The organism is Paenibacillus sp. 01T443 (assembly GCF_056398325.1).
In genome coordinates, this window is record NZ_JBFTPE010000006.1 from 1 (window position 1) to 20107 (window position 20107).

24 protein-coding genes and 1 rRNA gene are annotated in these 20107 nt (G+C 47.3%); 1 reads left to right on the top strand and 24 read right to left on the bottom strand.

Going from position 1 to position 20107, the window contains the following annotated elements; translation table 11 throughout:
- Both AC1DLI_RS10855 and AC1DLI_RS10860 read right to left on the bottom strand, forming a co-directional pair.
- Positions 1-220, bottom strand: a 16S ribosomal RNA gene (locus tag AC1DLI_RS10855); the annotation flags it as partial.
- A 374-nt stretch (positions 221-594) separates the two neighbouring features.
- Complete coding sequence (locus tag AC1DLI_RS10860) at positions 595-1479, bottom strand: nucleotidyltransferase-like protein (protein WP_477602391.1); 885 nt, start codon at positions 1477-1479, stop codon at positions 595-597.
- A gap of 154 nt (positions 1480-1633) precedes the next feature.
- On the opposite strand from AC1DLI_RS10860, the gene AC1DLI_RS10865 reads away from it, so the two are divergent.
- Positions 1634-1993, top strand: coding sequence for a YgzB family protein (locus tag AC1DLI_RS10865; RefSeq protein ID WP_308999989.1), 360 nt, complete (start codon positions 1634-1636; stop codon positions 1991-1993).
- A gap of 100 nt (positions 1994-2093) precedes the next feature.
- Here the strand turns inward: AC1DLI_RS10865 and AC1DLI_RS10870 are convergent, their stop codons facing one another.
- The 22 genes from AC1DLI_RS10870 to AC1DLI_RS10975 all read right to left on the bottom strand — a co-directional run bounded on the left by AC1DLI_RS10870 (position 2094) and on the right by AC1DLI_RS10975 (position 20095).
- Positions 2094-3827, bottom strand: a complete 1734-nt coding sequence (locus AC1DLI_RS10870; RefSeq protein ID WP_477602393.1) for a glycosyl hydrolase family 18 protein — start codon at positions 3825-3827, stop codon at positions 2094-2096.
- A 207-nt stretch (positions 3828-4034) separates the two neighbouring features.
- The gene (gene perR / locus AC1DLI_RS10875; RefSeq protein WP_308999987.1) at positions 4035-4469 is read right to left on the bottom strand and encodes a peroxide-responsive transcriptional repressor PerR; all 435 of its coding nucleotides are present in this window, start codon (positions 4467-4469) and stop codon (positions 4035-4037) included.
- A 79-nt stretch (positions 4470-4548) separates the two neighbouring features.
- Positions 4549-6474 (bottom strand): DUF4097 family beta strand repeat-containing protein, encoded by a 1926-nt coding sequence (locus tag AC1DLI_RS10880; RefSeq protein ID WP_477602396.1) that lies wholly within the window; start codon positions 6472-6474, stop codon positions 4549-4551.
- The gene (locus tag AC1DLI_RS10885) at positions 6456-7166 is read right to left on the bottom strand and encodes an MgtC/SapB family protein (protein ID WP_308999985.1); all 711 of its coding nucleotides are present in this window, start codon (positions 7164-7166) and stop codon (positions 6456-6458) included. Before AC1DLI_RS10885 ends, AC1DLI_RS10880 begins: the two co-directional genes overlap by 19 nt.
- A gap of 144 nt (positions 7167-7310) precedes the next feature.
- On the bottom strand, positions 7311-8750 hold the full coding sequence (gene gatB, locus AC1DLI_RS10890; protein WP_477602398.1) for an Asp-tRNA(Asn)/Glu-tRNA(Gln) amidotransferase subunit GatB: 1440 nt from the start codon (positions 8748-8750) through the stop codon (positions 7311-7313).
- Positions 8751-8787: 37 nt separating this feature from the next.
- Positions 8788-10245 carry an Asp-tRNA(Asn)/Glu-tRNA(Gln) amidotransferase subunit GatA gene (gatA, locus tag AC1DLI_RS10895; RefSeq protein WP_477602400.1) on the bottom strand — a complete coding sequence of 486 codons (1458 nt, stop codon included), beginning with the start codon at positions 10243-10245 and terminating at the stop codon, positions 8788-8790.
- A 35-nt stretch (positions 10246-10280) separates the two neighbouring features.
- Positions 10281-10568 (bottom strand): Asp-tRNA(Asn)/Glu-tRNA(Gln) amidotransferase subunit GatC, encoded by a 288-nt coding sequence (gene gatC, locus AC1DLI_RS10900; RefSeq protein ID WP_308999982.1) that lies wholly within the window; start codon positions 10566-10568, stop codon positions 10281-10283.
- 185 nt (positions 10569-10753) lie between these two features.
- Positions 10754-11137 (bottom strand): ATPase, encoded by a 384-nt coding sequence (locus tag AC1DLI_RS10905; protein ID WP_308999981.1) that lies wholly within the window; start codon positions 11135-11137, stop codon positions 10754-10756.
- A 102-nt stretch (positions 11138-11239) separates the two neighbouring features.
- A complete protein-coding gene (locus AC1DLI_RS10910) occupies positions 11240-12085 on the bottom strand; it encodes an ABC transporter permease (RefSeq protein WP_477602403.1) in 846 nt (281 codons plus the stop codon).
- Positions 12082-13032 (bottom strand): ABC transporter ATP-binding protein, encoded by a 951-nt coding sequence (locus tag AC1DLI_RS10915; protein WP_477602405.1) that lies wholly within the window; start codon positions 13030-13032, stop codon positions 12082-12084. Before AC1DLI_RS10915 ends, AC1DLI_RS10910 begins: the two co-directional genes overlap by 4 nt.
- A complete protein-coding gene (locus tag AC1DLI_RS10920) occupies positions 13029-13238 on the bottom strand; it encodes a PLD nuclease N-terminal domain-containing protein (protein WP_477602407.1) in 210 nt (69 codons plus the stop codon). Before AC1DLI_RS10920 ends, AC1DLI_RS10915 begins: the two co-directional genes overlap by 4 nt.
- Before the next feature lie 36 nt (positions 13239-13274).
- The gene (locus AC1DLI_RS10925; protein ID WP_308999977.1) at positions 13275-13496 is read right to left on the bottom strand and encodes a sigmaY antisigma factor component; all 222 of its coding nucleotides are present in this window, start codon (positions 13494-13496) and stop codon (positions 13275-13277) included.
- The gene (locus AC1DLI_RS10930) at positions 13484-13822 is read right to left on the bottom strand and encodes a YxlC family protein (RefSeq protein ID WP_477602410.1); all 339 of its coding nucleotides are present in this window, start codon (positions 13820-13822) and stop codon (positions 13484-13486) included. The genes AC1DLI_RS10925 and AC1DLI_RS10930 overlap by 13 nt, the downstream gene beginning before the upstream one ends.
- Entirely contained in the window at positions 13809-14342 is a 534-nt protein-coding gene (gene sigY / locus AC1DLI_RS10935) for an RNA polymerase sigma factor SigY (protein ID WP_477602412.1), read from the bottom strand. Before sigY ends, AC1DLI_RS10930 begins: the two co-directional genes overlap by 14 nt.
- A gap of 152 nt (positions 14343-14494) precedes the next feature.
- On the bottom strand, positions 14495-16027 hold the full coding sequence (locus AC1DLI_RS10940) for a PH domain-containing protein (RefSeq protein WP_477602414.1): 1533 nt from the start codon (positions 16025-16027) through the stop codon (positions 14495-14497).
- The gene (locus tag AC1DLI_RS10945; RefSeq protein ID WP_477602416.1) at positions 16020-16499 is read right to left on the bottom strand and encodes a PH domain-containing protein; all 480 of its coding nucleotides are present in this window, start codon (positions 16497-16499) and stop codon (positions 16020-16022) included. Before AC1DLI_RS10945 ends, AC1DLI_RS10940 begins: the two co-directional genes overlap by 8 nt.
- Positions 16500-16520: 21 nt before the next feature.
- Positions 16521-17741: a M24 family metallopeptidase gene (locus tag AC1DLI_RS10950; protein WP_477602900.1), complete on the bottom strand. Its 1221-nt coding sequence runs from the start codon at positions 17739-17741 to the stop codon at positions 16521-16523.
- 161 nt (positions 17742-17902) lie between these two features.
- Positions 17903-18388 (bottom strand): hypothetical protein, encoded by a 486-nt coding sequence (locus AC1DLI_RS10955; RefSeq protein WP_477602418.1) that lies wholly within the window; start codon positions 18386-18388, stop codon positions 17903-17905.
- 21 nt (positions 18389-18409) lie between these two features.
- A complete protein-coding gene (locus AC1DLI_RS10960) occupies positions 18410-18835 on the bottom strand; it encodes a hypothetical protein (RefSeq protein WP_477602420.1) in 426 nt (141 codons plus the stop codon).
- Positions 18832-18978, bottom strand: a complete 147-nt coding sequence (locus AC1DLI_RS10965; protein ID WP_477602422.1) for a hypothetical protein — start codon at positions 18976-18978, stop codon at positions 18832-18834. The genes AC1DLI_RS10960 and AC1DLI_RS10965 overlap by 4 nt, the downstream gene beginning before the upstream one ends.
- A gap of 43 nt (positions 18979-19021) precedes the next feature.
- A complete protein-coding gene (locus AC1DLI_RS10970; protein ID WP_308999969.1) occupies positions 19022-19171 on the bottom strand; it encodes a hypothetical protein in 150 nt (49 codons plus the stop codon).
- Positions 19172-19201: 30 nt separating this feature from the next.
- Positions 19202-20095 carry a hypothetical protein gene (locus AC1DLI_RS10975; protein WP_477602424.1) on the bottom strand — a complete coding sequence of 298 codons (894 nt, stop codon included), beginning with the start codon at positions 20093-20095 and terminating at the stop codon, positions 19202-19204.
- Between the last annotated feature and the right edge of the window lie 12 nt (positions 20096-20107).

Here is a 20107-nt window from a genome sequence, read left to right on the forward strand (position 1 = left end):
ATAGATTGCTCCATCTTTCCCAGCYCGGTCATGCGACCAAGCTGCGTATCCGGTATTAGCATTCGTTTCCGAATGTTATCCCAGTCTTACAGGCAGGTTACCCACGTGTTACTCACCCGTCCGCCGCTAAYCTTGTCCCGAAGGACAAGRTCCGCTCGACTTGCATGTATTAGGCACGCCGCCAGCGTTCGTCCTGAGCCAGGATCAAACTCTCCAAATTGGTGTTTGAAATGCTCATTACTTTTTATCGCTTTTCTAACGATCCGTTAGGATCRTAAGGGCAGTTATTACTCGTTGTTCAGTTTTCAAAGAGCAATCTTTTCTTTCGTGTCAACCGCGTATTTCGTATCGGCGACTTTTATAATATATCACATTCGCCCATCTCTTTGCAAGTACTTTTTTTCGTTATTCGACATTCTTTTTAACTTGTCGTTTTTCGATCATGTAACCTGTAAAAGCGGCGAGTACTAATATATCATCTGTCCTCCATATAAGTCAAGCATGTTTTGCAGTATTTCTTTTGAAAACAAAAAGCGCTGGTTAGACCTGATAAATACGGCCTAACTAACGCTTTTTATAATCATCTATAAGTTCCTACATCTCGTTCTCAGTCATCATGTAGCGCAGCTCCAGTGCACCAATATCCCCTAACTCATGCATTACAGCAACTTCGCGTATATACTCTCTCTTCACCAGCTTCTGAAGAACAAGCGATAAATCGACATGCAATACATTAATGGAGGGATGTGATTGCAGCTCTGCTATACTCCAAGGCTCCTCGCGACTTCTCAGTATATTGAACAACAAAACGCAGCTTGTTTTCATTTTTGTCATTACAGAGAACTCACAGCCGAGCATAACTAATTGTACTCTTTGTTCCAACGTTTCCGGACTAACCGTTAGCTCTTCATAAAGCTTGTATATTCCAGGATGAACCCGCTTCAGCTGCTTCCATACCGTAAGCTCAGGATGCCGGCCTTCTTCTATAAGAACAATGTGAGCCCAATGGTTAAGGGCAGTTAACACATGACTGTATGCATCAAGCAGATTACCGTCCAACAAGTCTTGCTTCGCTTGCAAATACGTTCTTAAGAAACCGGCAAATTCCGAAAACTGCTTTTGCTCCCGCATAGCATCAGGAAATTGAAGCAGACGTTCACGAACATCGCTTAAATAGCCGTCGCGATCCAACAAGATCTCCCCCCGAACTAGCCACTCAATAATATTGCGATTTTCTCCGCCGGACAACCATTCGTTCAAGCCAGCTGAATCAATGGTTCGTATCATCACGCGCTGACCCTCGAGTTGAACATGCTCCGTTTCATTAAATGCATGCTCATCATTTTTCACAACGAGTAATAATAAATCTAATCCATCAATTAATGGATTATAAGAATAAGGGTTTTCTATTACAGCTAAACCGACAACACTAGGTTCATCTTGATAGCTGCTTGCGAAGTGCGCTTTTATATGTTCCACCGGTTCCTCCATATAGCTAATCACATTTTATTGAGCTATAATAATATTCTACAGTTTTATTCTTTTTCGACAGGTTAGAGGCACATTCCTGCTTACTAACTCAGAAAACAGTCCCATTTTAATAAGTCATTAGTCATAGGAAGGGTTTGAACGAATGAAAAAGTTCTTTTTTAAGTCGGCCAAAATTAATGAATTCCGTCTTTGGGGGCTTGTCTTTACCCTGGTTGGTATGGGCGTAATGATACTAGGCACTGCTGGCATCGTATTTTGGGGACAAGCCGGAAAAATTATCGCAGCTATTTTCATGGTAATCGGCATGATTTCGTTGCTCATTAGCGTAGCAGTTTATTTCTGGGCTGGTATGATGTCAACGAGCGCGACCATGCTGCAGTGCCCGGAATGCAGCCGGCCAACGAAAATGCTCGGCAAGACTGACCGTTGTATGTATTGCAAAACCATGCTGACGCTCGATCCCGCACAAGCGACGCACAGTCCGTCTGAACAGCAGGTTTAATTCTCAGACGCTTCGGTTCGAAATAAACTAAAAACGCCTCCTTCCCTGTTGCATACAGAGAAGGAGGCGTTTTTCGTTCGCATCATTAAAATAGAATGTATTATGGCTTTTGCTTAATAGCATTGTCGATTGTTTTCCAAATGGACGGGGTTTGGAATGCTCGCTGCCAGGTTGCTACGCCTGCCAAATCATATTTCCGCACCAGGGCAACACGAGCTTTAATGGAAACATCGTCCTCGATCCAAATTCGAGTTAAATTTCCGTCTTCCTTATATTCCACGTAATTTTGACCCGCTGCTGCATCAAACACAGGCTTTAGTTTCTTCTCATTAATAATTTCCTTGATACGCTCCATACCGACTGCTTTTGAAGAGACAGTGATCTTACCATCTGCACCCTTCTTCTCCGTCCATATGCGTGTATATAATGGCATGCTGAGTATGAGCTTATTAGAAGGAACACCATCCTCCTGCATGATGCGCAGCACCGAGCTCTCCGTCCAAGGCAGAGAAGCAACCGAGCCTGACTTCGGACTTGACGCCCAATGCTCGTCGTAAGCCATGACCATCATATAGTCGACAATTCCGCCTAAGGCTGCACGGTCTAGAAACAACGACCACATCTCACTATTCGATTTTGGCGTTACATCAACCGAAACAACCAGACCCTGTTCGTGCAATAGCGGTGTAAGCTCACGGATAAACTGCACAAAATTGGCTTTATCCGAGGTGTGTACATTTTCAAAATCCACATTAATCCCTTGCAGTCCATAAACCTGCGCGAAACCGATCAGCTGTTGGATCATTGAAAATCGCGATGCTGCTGTAGCCAACACTTTTGACGTACGCTCTGGTTCAAAGTCATTGCTGAACAATGCCCAAACTTGCAGGCCTTGCTTGTGAGCCCATTTCACGTAAGCCGGATCAGCCTTGCCTTTAATCGTTCCTTTATCATCTGCTAACGCAAACCATGTTGGACTAACCACATTCAAGCCTTGCATGGCAGGGATCTTAGCCGAATCGATCTTCCGGTCGTAAACGGCTTCCCATGTCATATTAATTTTGTTTCCGAGCACCTTCCAAGCGATGAAGGGGGTCTCCTCAGCTTTAGAAGGAATTTGGCTGATGTCCGTCAGCTTCACATCATTTTTATTCATGTAGCCAGTCAGACCATCGTTGCTCTGGACTAGCAGCCAACCATCCTGCTCCTTCCAAATTCTAAACGATTGACCTTGGGACACTTTTTGTAAAAAGGGTGCTCGGATCGTTGCTTCGGTACGTATAGCCGCGTCCTTCTCTGTTACTGCTTCTCCTAATTGGATTGAATCCCCTTCGGATAACAGAGTTACAGTACCCGTTTCTTGCTTATATTCAACATGTAACCCGTATAGTTCCTTTAGAGGTGCTGCTGGGATGTATACCGTCTCTCCCGTTTTTTCAGCGGTAATCGTTAAATTATAAGGCTTTTGATTAATCGTGGCCGATAAAGAATCTGTTTTGAGATGCAGAACTTTATTTGCCGTGGTTAAAATAATGGAGCCCGAATCTGGCTCATATCGGATAGGCTTGTCCTGACCAAGCACCTGCTCGAGAACGGGGAGAGGCAGCTTTACTTCGTTATTTTCAATAATTGCTCCCAGCTCGGCCTCTACGCCACGAATGAGAATCGGAAACTCGGATTGATATTCCGGATCTGCCTTTTCGTTGTTTGGAATATAGCGCATATATCCGTACCAGCAAAATACGGCCAACACTCCCGCCAAAAATAAAAAAACTATGCTCCGGGCACCTCGGTTTCCTCTTGGGCGCGGCGCTCGGTTATAAATCGTTTCCAAGTCATCACTCTCCTACATGCTTTCTGTATTCTCCTGGCAAGCTTAAACGTTTGTCATGGTCTTATAACAACAATGGGAGTCGACTCTCTCATATATAAGCAGATTCCTAAGCGAAAAATTAAAAATTGTTATGTCTCAATAAAAAACGTGCAGATTAGCGTTGAAGCGCTCCCCGGCACGTTCTTTTTTTTTTTGGCTTTGCGTAAATTATTTCGTTGACGTGGTGTTGCATGTCGAGCATATCCCGTATATTTCCATCCGGTGGCCTTCAACTACAAAACCCGTCACCCGTGAAGCGGCACGCTCCACCTCAAGCAGCGGCGGATAATCAAAGTCCACGATTGAACCGCAATTTTTGCAAATGGCGTGGTAATGATCGGATAAATCCGAATCAAAACGGCTAGAATCATCGCCATAAGTCAGCTCACGCACTAATCCAGCTTCTACAAATAAACGCAGATTATTATATATTGTAGCCACGCTCATACTTGGATAAATTGGAGAGAGCGCTTTATAAATTTCATCTGCGGTCGGATGGGACATGGAGTCCATCAAGTAGCTTAATATGGCGTGACGTTGCGGGGTCATTCGGACGCCATTCATCTTCAGTTGCTCAAGTGCTAAGTTAACGCTGGCTCCCATTCCCCTCACGCCTTTCTTTCCTTAGTAGTTACAGCTATTGTACGTTCTAATTTAAGAGTTTGTCAATGAAAGCGCCTTTTTAGGAACGCCCAAATTGTTTGATCGCAATGCTGTTCGTTGCATTAATTTGAATTCGAAATGTGCCCTCGCCTATTGTTCCGCGTATGGTTTTCTTACTTACCTCCAGCGGCAGCTCCGTTGTAATATTACCGAAAGTTACCGATCCGTACACTGTAAAATGTCCGTACACTGGCATCGTGAGCTTTACTTCGCCAACTGAGCTGTCCAGATCCCAATCGCCGCCAACCGTATCGCTGCTTAGCTCAATACTGCCATTAAGCGTATCCGCTTTTACGGAAGCACCAGCTCCGTCCATTTTAATTTTACCATTTTTCGTTTCGGCCTCGATGTTTCCTTTAATATCTTTGATTTCCAAGCTTCCATTCAGCGTATTAGCAAAAAGCTTTCCTTTGATATTCGCTGCAGCAATCGTACCGTTCTTCGTCTCCAGGCTGGAATCACCGGATATCCCGTTAACGGTAATACTTCCATTATTACCTTTAACGGTTAATGCGCCGTTAATGTTGCTTACAGAAATAATCCCGCTGTTGCTTCGGATGTCTAAGCCGCCCGGCAGAGCCAATTCCTTTACTTCAACGGAGCCGTTATCTGATTCCACGCTCAGCTTCAAAGCTGGCTTCGGTTCCTCTGTCGTCTCAGGCGTCGGCTCAGTCTCCTCGTCCGAATTTGTATCCGTTGCCAACTGCATATTCGAATCTACTTCTTCTTCAGCGATAGGAAATGGCATCTCCAGGCTCTTCTCTTTTGCCGCATCGAGTACACTATTCAAGTCCGGTTGCAACGGCGTCTCCGTAGCTTCTTCCTCCACCTGCACTTGATCAGAAAGAGACATTGGCACGGTGATAATCATATTCATTCTAGGCTTTCTGCTGCCGTTTGCTCCATAAGACTGACTTTTCGCCTCCAAGGTAACCTCCGCACCGGGATTGACTTTTACCGTTGACTGCTCAGCTATGGCATCCGCTTCCGTCTTTTCGGCGACATCGACCCATACGGCCGTCAAAAGCTCAATTTCCTGCACGTCACCCGTACGAACGGTTACTTGTCCATTTGGATTAACGATACGAATGAGTGATGCCGCTTCATCCAAGGGAACTTTGATAACTGCCTTATCGTAACGGAAGCCCTTTTCTTCTCCATATTCGGCCGCTCCGTTTAGATCAACATTAAATTGATCCAGCCACCGAAAAGGAATATCTGCGTATTGCGTTACGACATATGCGGTCAGTGTTATGACTAAAGCAATCATTCCGCCTGCAACATCTAATCTAAGCTTCTTCTCCGCTCCTTTAAATTTTAAGCTGAATATTATGATTTCAAGGCCTAATATGATAAATATGACCGGCCACCATTGTCCAAGTAGCGAAATATCATTTCTTCCATTAATTTGATCGAGCAAAAGCAATATTCCTACGGTGAGGACAAGTACTGCAGCCGTAAAACGACCTAGCTTAAACATAGATACCGACCCTTTCCGTGAACGTAACAGCAGCATAATTGATGTCATCATAATGAATGGACCCACGCAGAGCTCCGCAAGCTCATTCATCCAGGGCAAAAGTGCCTGCGGGGGCCTTACCAAAATAAGCATAATGCTTCCCGATGCTAAAAGTAAAACACCGTGCGTGAGATTTAACGCAACTGGTTTATGATTTAATGCCTCAGCGCTCTGCAAGGAATCGAATACGCTTATAAAATAAAAGATTGGAAGCATGATGCCTAGATAAACAATCAACAGTAAATGTCTTCCGCCGTCAGAATCAGCTAATCGCACAATGGCTGTCAAATCCAGCCAAAAAGCCGCAATAAGCACTAATCCCTTCGGATGCTGCCCCGTATACATATGTCCTGCTCCTGGCATCAGGAACGCGAATAATACAGTGAGCAGTCTGTTTTTCATCCGTTTTATTCTGAGCTGACCCAACGTACACCCTCCAAATGCTTTATACTATCGAGAAGAACGAGCAGCGCTTCTGATTTTGGCAGCGTAATATAGAGTTGCAGCATAACCTGTCCGCCGTTTTCATCAGCCTCGCACTCCTCCAGCAGCATTTTTCTCATAACGATTTTCCGATCTGTCAGCAAGCTGTTGATATCCATCATGGCTTGAGACAAATCATTCGATTTTATTTTAATCAAATGTTCCTTCTTCGCACTAATATACCTTTTCTCCAGCTTATTAAAAGCCCATAGCGTGACGAGCACCATAATTGTCGCGGTTGCAGAAGCGAAATAAAAGCCCGCTCCTACAGCTAACCCAATCGCGGATACGACCCAAAGCGAAGCTGCGGTGGTCAAGCCTGTTATCGACTTGCCCGTAAACAATATTGTACCTGCCCCGAGGAAACCAATCCCTGTGATGACAGCTGCAGCAAGACGAGCGGGGTCAACCCTTACATTCGGCTCATCGACAAAAGCCGAAAAGCCATACATAGAGAGCAGCATGAGCAAGCAAGAACCTAAACAAACCAATATGTTGGTTCGGAGTCCTGCCGCATGATTGGATTGCTCACGTTCAAATCCGACGAGACCTCCTAACAGCAGTGCAAGCATCAATCTTAGCAGAATATGAAGCTCACTTATATTCCAAGGATTGTTTAGTGAATGTAATTCCATTGCGATCCCGACCTTTCCATAATCGCTATTGTAACATAATTGTATGCAGCAAATGGAGCATACAGGTCTTCTAAACCGAGTATTGGTCAAAAAGAAAGACGCGATTCATCGGATGATGAACCGCGTCTTTACGTATGGTTGCGCTTATTTCAAGCGTTCAATTAACAGCTTATTTGCAAGTGCAGGATTAGCTTTCCCTTTGGAGGCTTTCATAATCTGGCCAACCAGGAAACCAATCGCTTTATCTTTGCCTGCTCTGTAATCCTCGACAGATTGCGGATTCGCTTCTATAATCTGATCCACGATCTGCAGTACGGCACCTTCATCGCTAATTTGAACGAGACCTTGCTCCTCGACAATTTGCTGTGGCAGCTTGCCGGATTCGAGCATCGCTTTGAATACGGTCTTGGCAATTTTACCATTGATCGTGCCTTTCTCAAGCAATCCGATCATTTCGCCTAAGCCTTGTCCGGTTATTTTCACATCGGAAATTTCCTGGCCATTCGCATTCAAGTAGCCAAGCAGATCGCCCATAATCCAGTTCGAAACGGTTTTGGCATCCTTGGTGTAGGATAAGCTTTCCTCAAAGAAATCAGCAAGCTTCTTAGTTGAAGTAATAACTTCGGCATCGTAAGCTGGCAGGCTGTAATCAGCCGAATATCTTGCTTTGCGCGCATCTGGCAATTCCGGAATCGTTGCACGAATGCTTTGCTTCCATTCCTCGCTGATGTGCAGCTGCACGAGATCTGGATCCGGGAAGTAGCGGTAATCATGTGCTTCTTCCTTGCCGCGCATCGAGAACGATTTCCCAAGCGCATCGTCAAAACGACGCGTCTCTTGGATAACCTCGCCGCCGCCATCAAGAATTTCCGCTTGGCGGAACTGTTCATATTCAAGTCCGCGCTGAACACCGCGGAAAGAGTTCATGTTCTTCAGCTCAGCCCGCGTTCCAAATTCCTTCTGTCCGTAAGGACGTAAGCTGATGTTCGCGTCGCAGCGCAAGCTGCCTTCTTCCATTTTCACATCAGACACATCGCAATATTGCATGATCGCTTTGATTTTCTCCAAATAAGCCTTCGCTTCTTCTGGTGTGCGGATATCCGGTTCTGACACGATCTCGATTAGCGGCGTACCGACACGGTTGAAATCGACAAGTGAGGCGTAACCGCCATCTACGTGAGTCAGCTTTCCTGCATCCTCTTCAAGATGCAGCCTAGTAATGCCGATTCGCTTTGTTTCGCCATTTACCTCGATATCGATCCAGCCATGCTCGCCGATCGGTTGATCGAATTGCGATATTTGGTAAGCCTTAGGCGAATCCGGGTAAAAGTAGTTTTTTCGATCAAACTTGCTAATATCTGCAATTTGGCAGTTAAGTGCCATTGCTGCCTTCATCGCGTATTCAACCGCTTGACGGTTCAATACCGGCAAAACGCCGGGATGCCCAAGACATACTGGACAGGTATGGGTATTCGGCGGCGCGCCGAAAGCCGTCGAGCAGCCGCAAAAAATCTTACTATTCGTATGCAGCTCGACATGGACTTCCAGCCCGACAACCGTCTCGTATTTGTTCGGTTCAGACATTCGTATCGATCCCTTCCGTAAACGTATATATGACCGCTTATAGCTGCGGACGTTGTTTATGATGCTCCGTGTGCTGCTCGAACGCATGAGCGGCGCGCAGCACCGTCGACTCGTCGAACGCTTTCCCGATAATTTGCAGACCGATCGGCAAGCCGTCAGCCGTACCGCACGGTACGCTTATAGCAGGAACCCCTGCCAAGCTAACCGGTATTGTACAAATATCGTTTAAATACATCGTTAACGGATCCCCAACTTGCTCCCCAATACGGAATGCCGGCGTAGGTGCCGTAGGTCCGATAATCAGATCATATTGGCTGAACACTTGATCAAAATCCTGTTTAATCAGCGTCCGTACTTTCTGCGCCTTCAAGTAATAAGCATCGTAATATCCAGAGCTAAGCGCATACGTACCGAGCATTATCCGGCGCTTCACTTCCGCGCCGAAGCCCTCGCTGCGTGATTTCTTATACAAATCGATCAGGTTTTCCGGATTTTCAGCACGAACGCCATAGCGTACGCCGTCAAAACGAGCCAGATTCGAGGATGCTTCCGAGGAAGCAAGCAAATAGTAGGTCGCAATCGCATACTCCGTATGCGGAAGCGAAACCTCTTCCCATGTTGCGCCCAATGATTCATATACCGCTAGAGCTTGAAGCACCGCTTCTTTCACACGCGGATCAATACCCGCTCCGAGGTATTCTTTTGGTACGCCGATGCGTAAGCCTTTGACATCTCCGGTCAACGCAGATGTATAATCAGGAATCTCCACGTTCGCAGAAGTAGAGTCGCCCGCATCATAACCAGCAATTGCTTGCAACACATAAGCGGAGTCTTCTACATTTTTGGTAAGCGGACCGATTTGGTCCAGTGAAGATGCAAAAGCCACGAGGCCAAAGCGCGAAACAAGCCCGTAAGTAGGCTTAAGTCCCACGATGCCGCAGTATGCTGCCGGCTGACGAATGGAACCGCCTGTATCGGAACCAAGCGAGAAGTATACCTGACCCGCTGCAACCGATGCTGCTGAGCCGCCGCTTGATCCGCCCGGAACATACTCTGTGTTCCATGGATTGCGTGTCGGGTAATAGCTCGAATTCTCATTGGAACCGCCCATCGCGAATTCATCCATGTTCAGCTTGCCAATCGTTACGGATTGGGCTGACTTTAGCTTGCGAACTACCGTTKCATCATAAATCGGATTGTAATTGCTTAAAAACTGGCTTGCGCAGGTCGTAAGCAGGCCTTCCGTAACGATGTTATCCTTTACTCCCGCCGGCAAACCGAACAGCAAACCGCGTTCGCCGCCTTCTTGCTGCTGCTTGTCCAGCTCGGAAGCCTGCAAGCGTGCATTTTCTTCGTTCAATGTGATAAAAGCCTTAATAGCAGGCTCGGTTTCCGCAATTCTCGCATATGATGCGCTAACCAGCTCAGAAACGGATAGTTCCTTATTGTTAAGCTTGTTATGTACATCCTGCAGGCGCAAATCAAACAGTGCCAACAGTAGTTCCTCCCTTCAAATAAAACCCATTCTTATTATTCAAGTACCGCAGGTACTTTAAATTGTCCATCCTCATCATCAGGCGCATTCAGCAAAACCTTCTCGATTGGCAGCGACGGCCGATTCTCATCCGCACGCATAACGTTCGTAATCGGAAGCACATGGCTGGTCGGATCAACATTGTCCGTGTCCAAGCCGTTTAGCTTTTCTGCATATTTCAAAATCGCATTGAGCTGCTCCGTAAACTGGTCCTTCTCCGAATCGGAAAGCTCTAACCGCGCCAGCCTGGCGACATGCTCTACATCCTTGGGCGTAATGCTCATCAGGTATTCTTCCTTTCCTATTCCTGTAATCATTCTTCCTATTATATCTCACTTACATGGCGAACATCAATGAAAACGGCAAACAACGCCCCTAAGCTCTTCCGATTCCATTTACTCAACAAAAAAAAGACTGTTCCGCAGTCAGCAAGTGACATGCAGAACAGCCCGCTATATGCAGCTGCGATTTAAATCCAAGCCTTTAAATTTACTTGCCGAATAAAGTCTGCAGGGCTGAGAGGTTCCTTGGCCGTATTGTCCTGTTCCGGTTCCGTTTCATTCCCGCCGTTCATAATCCGCTTAAATAATTCCTCGTTATGCGTAGCGAGTGCAAAATCAATTAGAGCCTCACGCTCAATGCGGTCAACCTCATCTTGAATGAGCACCTCTTCAAGCTCGACGTCCTCATCTGGAATGAGGAAATTGCGATTCGCCGAAGGAACCCGCAGCACATAATCAAAGACATTATCTGCGTTTCGATCGTACGCTATTATATAACCATGTTCCCCAATGGGAAGGTTTTGTTCATATTGGTCAGCCACAATGACGACCTTTGTGCCTAGCTGTAGCATCGTCTTCAACTCCCGTTTCTTCGCCGCTGATTCTTTCACTACTATCCTACTAAAAAATGATAGCGGTGTCCAATCGAAGAGAGTTAATAGACTGACATTTTTTTAATCAACAGCCGAACTTTTTCGAAGGAATGCTGCAGAAACGCTTACTGCCGCTGCTATGCATACTATTGTGGAAGCTATCACCCAGCCGAATCGACTAGTATTTGCTATACCCGTAACAACAGATTCATAAGCGAAGCCGCTTAACGAACCAGGACTCCATCCCATAAATTTAGGGAAGAGGCCTGCCAACAAGGACAGCGCAACTGCTCCGCCAAGCGTTGAAAAAGCAGCCGCGGCCGGACTCCGGAGCAATGAGCTGAAAAGAAGAGTTATCGCCATAACAAAGGAAAGCCATAAACCGTACACAAGCAGGCTGCTTAACACACCTGAGAATGGAACCTCGCCGAACAGCAGTCCAGTATAATACCATGAGGCCAAATATCCTGCGGTAAGCGAACCCCAGGCAAGGAGCAGCATAGACGTCCATTTGGAGCCGATGTAGGAAAGTACAGAAATCGGCTTCACAAGAATGAGCGATGCCGCGCCGCTATTACGCTCACCAGATACCGTGCCCATGCAGGCGAGCACGAGCACAAGTACGCCCAGCGTACCGAATTGTTGAAGCGTTTGCGCTAACACCTCCGCGCCCAGCGGCTTTGGAATTTCAATAACCGTTCCTTCCGGCATGCTTCCGGCATGCTCTAAGATGACGGGCATGTAATAAGTCGACACCGGCTGCATAATGCCTAGCAAAACAAAGATAAGCGGCACCCATAATAACTTGTAGCTCCGTACAAGCTCTAGCAGCTCTTTTTGAACCATGACCATGTAACGGTAAAAACCTGAGGATAAGGGCGCTTGAGGTAGACTTAGGCTTATGCGTTCCATCGTTTCGCTTCTCATGAGCTCACCACCTTCATGAATAAGTCCTCTAATGAGGTATGGCCCACGGCCAGGCTGCTGAACTTGACTTGCTCTCGCGACAGCTCCTCCAGCAGGCAGCTCCTTGCAGCGTCTACGTCGTTAACGGTAAAACGGCCTGTCCTGTTTTGCAGCTCGGCCGCTTCGAATAAACTAGTCTTTTTCCCTGTTTTTGTCTCGAGATTACTTCTTTCTATAAAAGAGGATAACCAACGCTCCGAGTGAGTGTCCCTTTCGAGCTGCAGCTCGATAATCGGTTTACGATGTTCTTTCCGAATGGTCTCGATCGACCCTTGCAGCGCGACCTGTCCGTCTCGAATGATAATGACGTCATCGCACAGATCCTCCGCATCATGCAAAACATGCGTCGAGAAGAGCACCGTCGTTTCTTGCTTCAGATCTCGCAGCAGTTCAAGCACCTCTCTGCGCCCGAGCGGATCCAGCGCGGAGACCGGCTCATCCATAACGAGCAGCTTGGGCTGATGGACGAGTGCTTGAGCAAGGCCCAGCCGCTGCTTCATTCCTCCCGAATAGGAGCCAATGCGTCTCTTAGCAGCACCGGAAATTCCGACCCGTTCTACCAGCTCTTTTGCTCGTTTTTGAGCGGAAGCGGAGCTTAGGCCGCATAATTTCCCAGCGTAGACGATATATTCGTAGCCTGTCATCCAAGGATAAAAGCTAGGGGATTGCGGCAAATAGCCGATTAGCTCGCGATGCTTGCCAGCTTGAACAGAGCCCTGGAAAACCATTTGGCCCGCTGTCTGCTTTAGCAATCCCGTAATCATTCGTATCGTCGTTGTCTTCCCTGCCCCGTTAGGACCAAGCAGCGCAACGCAGTGCCCTTCGGTTATGGAAAAATCAATGCCTGCAACCGCCTTAAACGTACCAAAGGTTTTGGTTAAGCCCCTTACCTGGAGAAGCTCCGTCATCCCTCATTCCTCCTTCCGGCAATAAAGAAAGCAATCGGCCCAAATAGATTAACAAATATGATGGTCAGAACCCAAATCCATTTAGGACCGCGCGTGCTCTCCGCCTTTGCGCATAGAACCAATGCAACGGTCATTAGAATCAACTGAATAACGATGATCGGCGCAATAATAGGTAAGATTTCAGATAATACGATCTCTTCCTTCATATAATAACCCCCTCTTTCATATCAACGCTCAGCGCATCACTTATTATCCTTGCGTCTCACGCGCTTAAACCAGCCGCTTCGAACAATGAGGAAATAAAAGATAAGCGGCATAGGCACTTGTATTAAACCCCATATCCCCCACAACCATGGCATGCTTTCCCGCTTTCGCGCGTCTATAAATAACCAGGTTGACTGTGCAATTAAGACAATAATGAGCAAAACCCAAAACCAAATCGGCATAACCTTCAGTTCTTCCATTCGCGCACCTTCCTTAAGCCGAACGTTAAGCTGACATAACCAATTCCGCATGCTGCAACAACGGCTTGAAGAATAGCAAACCATATCCAATTACGATCAATCATCCAAAGCATTAAGGCGAATATAAAGCAAGCTGCAGCCCACAAGAGCATCAGCTCTTTTCGCAGCTTTTTCTTCGTTTCCTGCTTATGCCTATCCACAAATACCTCGAATTGCTGCAGCTCAGGAACATCCGGCCTATGCGAAGCATCAAACCGCGTGATTGTGTTCTTGATCTGATCGTTGAACCACTGCTGATCATCTAACTCCTCTTTAGGCTTCTTCATGCTCTGTCAGCTCCTTTCGCAATTGCTTTAAACCATTGTGCAGCCTGGATTTTACAGTCCCAACGGGAATGTCCAGCATCATGGAAATTTCCTCCTGCGCATAGCCGTAATAATATTTGAGCAGCACCGGAATCCGAATATCGCTGCTTAGCTGGCCTAATGCTTCCAGCGCTTCCGTCCATTCCTCTCCTCGCTGCAAAGTATCGTAGCGTATAGACCTAAGCGATTGCTCCTCTTTTAGCCAATGCCGTTCCAGCTCGCTTCGGCGTATACGGTCAATAACGATTCTCGAAGCGATCGTAATGAGCCAAGTCGAAAATTTCGCTTTCCCCTGAAACGTCGCTATTTTCTCAATCGCTTTCAGCATCGTCTCCTGCGTGACATCCTCCGCACGGCTTTTGTGCATCGTTACTTTAAGCAAATATTGATATAAAAAAGAATAATGCTGCCGCAGCAGCTCAGAGAGCGCTCGGGTGTCTCCGCGAACCGCCTGCTTAATCAGCTTCGTCTCGTCATGCACGAGCGCTGGACCTCCCTTACTATGTTCGTTTATACAGCTTAGACGGATAGCTTCTTGTATTCGTTCATTTCACTTCAAAATTTTTTTACACGATAAAAAAACTGCGGAAGCGAAAGCACTTCTGCAGCTGTTGAAAAGTATTCAATTTTCTATTATCTGCTTTGACTGCGGCTGTACCATCGCCAAACAGGCTCTACATCTGCGCGGTCAAGGCATTTCACTCTGTATTCAAAGGGACTCCCCATCGCTCGAACCGACAAGGTTAGCAGCTGCTTGCGCTGTTGTCCAATGGAGCGGTTCACCCGCATCGTTACAATTTGCGGACGCCGAATCAAATAAGTGGTTCTCGATAAGAATCGCCTGCGAAGCGTGAGCTGTCCATCATCCAAGCTGACGCCGGCCGCGAGATGGCAGCTTCTTCTCCACCAAACGACAGTCGGTACGAGCAGCAAAAACCATAACCCGTCTTCTTTCAGAAAGAATGCAGCAGCTGCGCATAACAAAAGCACCAGCAGCAGTTCGACTCTAACATAATAAAGGAACGCGCGCTTTGGGGCTCCTGCCAAGGCTTTCACCGGGGAATGCTTCACCTGCGGCACAAAATCATCCAACACCTTTTGAATATCGGAACGCTTTAAAAAGGGATGCAGCATAAGCTGTTCCTTCTTGTCTGAAGACACAATTTGAAGCTGAATTTCTGCATAACCGAAAACTTGCCTTAGCAGTCCTTCGTTAACGATGACAGCCTGCACCTTTTTGGGGTCAAACACAAAAGACTTCTTCTCAAGCAGACCGTACGAAACGGAAATTTGCATGCCGTCTCTTTTGACAGAAAAGCCGCTGTATTTAAACACATACAAAACAATGGAGAGCAGCCATGCAAAGCCTATTCCTGCGATGACAATAAATACAATAATGAAATAGCTTGGCATTAGGTTCGTAGAGTCCTCTACGACCGTTTCGAAAAAATGATCCGGCAGCAGCTGATTAATAATATCATTTGCAAAAGAATACAAACCCGCCATAAAAGCCGCAACGAGCCCGAAATTCATTGAGGTTGCGGCTGCCTGAAGCAGCTGTCCCGCATGCAGCGTAAATGAGGGTTTATGCGAGACCTCTTCGTCTGCAGTTTCTGGCGCGAGCTGCTTATGGTTTATCTTGACTACCACCCGCGAATCAGCTGCTTGATTCTGGTTGTCTATGCTAACTGAATCTGCTTGAGTTTCCGGCTGAACAACCGCCGAGGCTTGTTTTTTGAGCATGTGCTGAATAGCGTTCGCTTCTTTAAGGGCCAGCGCTGGCAAAATACCGTCTGCCTTCTTGTTGCCGCCAGGTGTCTCAATCTTCACCTGCGCTACTTTGAGTATGCGCTGAATAAGAGGCTGCTCTACGTTAACCGAATGGATGCGAGTATAATAAATCGTCTTCTCATCCCTAAACAGCCAGCCTTTGCGAATAATAATCCGATCGCTCTCCAGCCAGAAGCCGAAGCGCATCCATTCTAGATAACTGAAGGCAAGAATGATCAATGAGAGCACACCGGCGCCCGCATACCAGTACCATTCCAGTCCTGCAAAATCCGTTCCCTTCAATAATCCGATTAATATAAAAGGAATGAAGCCGCGGATCGTATTCAACAGGCCAAACAATATATAAATGGGATGAAGCGTGCGGCGATTATTCATCTTGATCATCCACCTTAGCCAAGACGCCGATTTGCCGCTTCAACTGCTGCGCCTCCGCTAGCTTAAGACCGCTAATCCGATGCGTAGTTGCGGCCGTTACAATGGAAACGCTGGCTAAATCATATTTGCGCATAAGCGGTCCGCTTTCAAGCTCGACATGCTGCACGCGAACCATCGGGACAAGCACGTTGCTCAAAAAGACAAGGCCGGATTGGATTTCCAGCTCATCTTCAAACAGCTCATATTGAAAACGCGTATATTTCATTTGCGGAATAATCCAAGTAAACAACACAAGTGAAATAATAAATACGGACAGTGCGATCCATCCAGGTACTAACGTCCATTCCCAAATTAACGCACAGGTGAAATAAGCAATTATCAAAGCAAGAAAAATACCATTCGAAATAAGCTCGCTAATACGGTAAACCGTAATATAATCCCGATGCAGCCTTCTTGTTAGCTCCCGATCCATGGATGAATCTCCTCCTCTTATTTACGGCAGCACTATAAGCTCTGGCTTGGTACGAGTCAGCGCTCTTGACCCCAGTTCTGTGATGAGGTAGCTGTTCTCAATCCCTACCACGCCCTGGCCCGGAAAAGTGAATTTCGGTTCAACCGCAATAACCATTCCCGGCTCCAGCGGCGTGTGAAAGCCCTTGGCGAGCACCGGCCATTCATCAATTTCCAGTCCGATGCCATGTCCCAGAAATTTCGCTTGATCTGCGCCAAAACCCATAAAGTTCTCAGTCAGCTTGGCTGCCGCGCAGCCTTCAAGAGCAGCCTCGTAAAGCTTTGAGCAGGCCGTGCCGGGAACCATCAGCTTCTCGGTCAAAGCCATCAGCGACTCCGATACCTCATAGGCATGCTGGAGCGCCGCAGGCAGCTTTCCAATAACTGCCGTACGAGTCTGATCGATTACATAACCATCCACGCAGCAGCCAATATCAATCATTATTGGCTCGTTCCGCTTAATAATCGAGCGGCTTACGCTCTGGGGCGAAGCCGCTCCAAGACCAAGCCCGCCTGCAGGCCCGTCAAAATACGTCGGGACAGCCGCTGCCGCTCCCGAAATGACCATACCGGTCGTAATCTCCTGATTGTAGCCGCGCATGCGCATTAAGCCGATGTGACCACGTATACGAAGCTCGTATTCAACGCGGGCCATCCATTCCAGCTCGCTGATCCCTTCTCTCAGCACATGCAGCGAAGCGCTGAGCGCTTCCGCTACAACTTCTGCGGCCGCCTCGATTCGGCTCACTTCCCATGCCGATTTTATCATGCGTATTTTGCGAATGTGGGCGGTACCGTCCACCATTTCGCAATGCGCAGGGGAACCAAGCAGTTCAGCCAGCTTTAAGTAAAGCTGTGCCGGCAGCACATCCAGATCTGCTGCAATTCGCAGACCCGCTCCTTTACCGAATAAATACGCGTATTGCTGTGCCAGCGTTTCCCCAAATCGCCGAAAAGCACCTAGCTCTGCTACCTGAACCGCGGTCTCCAGCTTGGCACGCTGAACACTGCGCCGAACGTAAAAGGTAGCATCGCCGGTGCTTGGAACAAACAAGTATCCATTTTGCATCGATCCGCTAAAATAATAAAGATCAACATTTTGAGTAAGAAGAAACGCATCAATGCCCTCCGCTTGCATAACGGCCTGCAAACTTCCAATTCGCTGATTAATGAGCTCAGCCGGAACATCAGCCACAATATCCATCATTTAACAATCAACTCCTATACCAAGCGTAAACGGCTGATGCCGTCCTTGGCGGCAAAAGCTCGTTTCGCGGTGAAATATAAGCAACGTATAAGGTTGAATTTTATACTTTCTTATATTTTAAAACCCTCCTCTTATTACACCAATTTTCCCATTTTTCGTCAACCTGCGACGAGCTCAGCCGCCCCCTTAATATTCCATTCAATGGGATCCAATACCTGAAAGGCGCGTGGATAAACCATATGAACAATGATCACGACTCCCGGCCGCTTTAAAGTTACCTCATAATCATAAGCCTCATTCTTATACGTATACGGAAAGGTCTCGTCAGCATTTACAATCTTAAACAGGACCAGCTCAACCGGCTGCTTCAAAAAAGATCCCGGAAGCGGCGTGCCGCTTTCATCCAGCTGCAAATTTTCCTGTAAATACAAAGCTGCCGCAGCTGCGGCCTTATCGGGTGCAAGGGAAAGTATCCCTTCCCCAAGCGCCCCCATATCAAGCTGCTGTGCCGCCGCATGCGCTGCTCGATTGACAGCATGCTTGCCTTGAAACAAGGTTTTCATGGCAAGCTCTTCCTCTACCTGCAGCAGATGAATCGAAAGCCAGATCGACATCATAACGACGATAAGCAGCAGCTTGTACATCGATTCACCCGCTTCCTCCGTTTATGGCACATATTCGCTCATTTTCATGCCAAACGCCCGCATCCGCTCATTCGGGAGAGGTGGCGTCAAGCCAATTAAGCGATCAATTTCAAATAAATCCTCGTAGGGGTAGCTCATCGTTAACGATATTCCTGTCCCTCGCAGCAGCGGCGCATTAGGATTCGTCGCTGCAAGGCCGCTTGTCGCAGCCAGCTCAAATATAATATCGTCTGGCCGCATTCCAAAGCGAGCCAAGCGCTGCCTAGACTGCTCTTGCATATCTTCACTGATATAGCCATAGGTTCCGCTCGCCCCTATTTCCAGTAAATAATCAACCTCTTGCTGCAAAACCGCTTGTCTGACAATAAGGACATGCTTATAGATCGGAGAGAACATGAGCCAGCACATTAGCGCGGCAAACAGGACAAATATTAAGATTTGCTTCACGGGCTCATGCCTCGGATGTGCGTGCTGATCGAGCTGCCGGCGCCATCCATTTGCTGCTTCAAGCCTGTGTCGCCCTCGGCGAAAGCCTGATAGCAAATGAGTACAGTGATTAGCAGCAGCATCGAGATTAGTATTCCACGCAAAATAAACACCTCCGCCAGGATTGACCAATATAGCTCAGAGTTATTACGGAAGCATCTGACTGATTCGTGTGTTTGCCGATGTTCCTTGCGTCTCGATTTGACTGCTTGTTCCCGTCGTATCCTGGGCGATAATCGTGTTGAACAGGACGATCACGACCACAAGCATCATTACGGTCATCAATATGTTGCGCATGCTGTCACCTCCTTCCGCTAATGAATGATTTTAATTAAGGGATTGAAATAGCTTCTGTCCTTCCCTTACCCAAGGGTAAATAAAGATCTGGAAGGTATACAAAATCGGTATGCCCGCGATAACAAATAAAATGTAGGAGGTGGATTCCTTGCGGCTTTCTTTGGCCAGGTCGATTTTCTCCTTATAATCTTCGATTCTTACGCGGAGCAGCTCATAATATTGCGGGCTCTCGTGCAAACGAAGCGCATCGAGTGTTTCAACAAAGCTTAAGCCCTCTTCCGTCCCCAATCGTTGCTTAAAACGCTGAAGAGCACCTGACGCATCGTGATACCATTCGGCGAGAAGACGCTCTAAATCAATGCGTATCGCCCTAGTAAAAGGGATACAGCGAAGCAGCTTCGCATGAATATGGAGCGACGAGTCCGATAAGTAAAGAAGCTGCTTGCTGATCACAAAAATTTCTTTGGTCACCTGCAGCGCTCGCATTCTCCGAATAGAGCGCAGCCATTCCAAGTCGATATAAATCAACAGCATAATTAAAAGTAAGCCGGGACCGACATAGGTGATTGGCATATACGCATCTAGTCGCCTATGCCATACAGCAACAATCATAATCAACACGCCAATTAAGAAAAATAGCGCTCGCCTTGCCAGAACATACCAAGCTGCGTCTGCCGTTATTCCGCAGCCGGCAAGCAGGAGCTCCCTTTCCATAAAGGAGGCCTGCTGCCTTGAAACAAGGGCCAGGCGCAGCCATTTATCCGGCACCTGTCTCGTACGCCAACCGGTTACGACAGTCAGATGCTTCCACCTGGCAGGGCGCTCGGGCCAAAGCTGCAGAAACGCATAAATCGCTGCCGTTCCGAATATACACTGACCAATTAATAACGCAAACCTAAACGTTCCCTCTGTCCACGCCGGCATTCACGGTCTCCT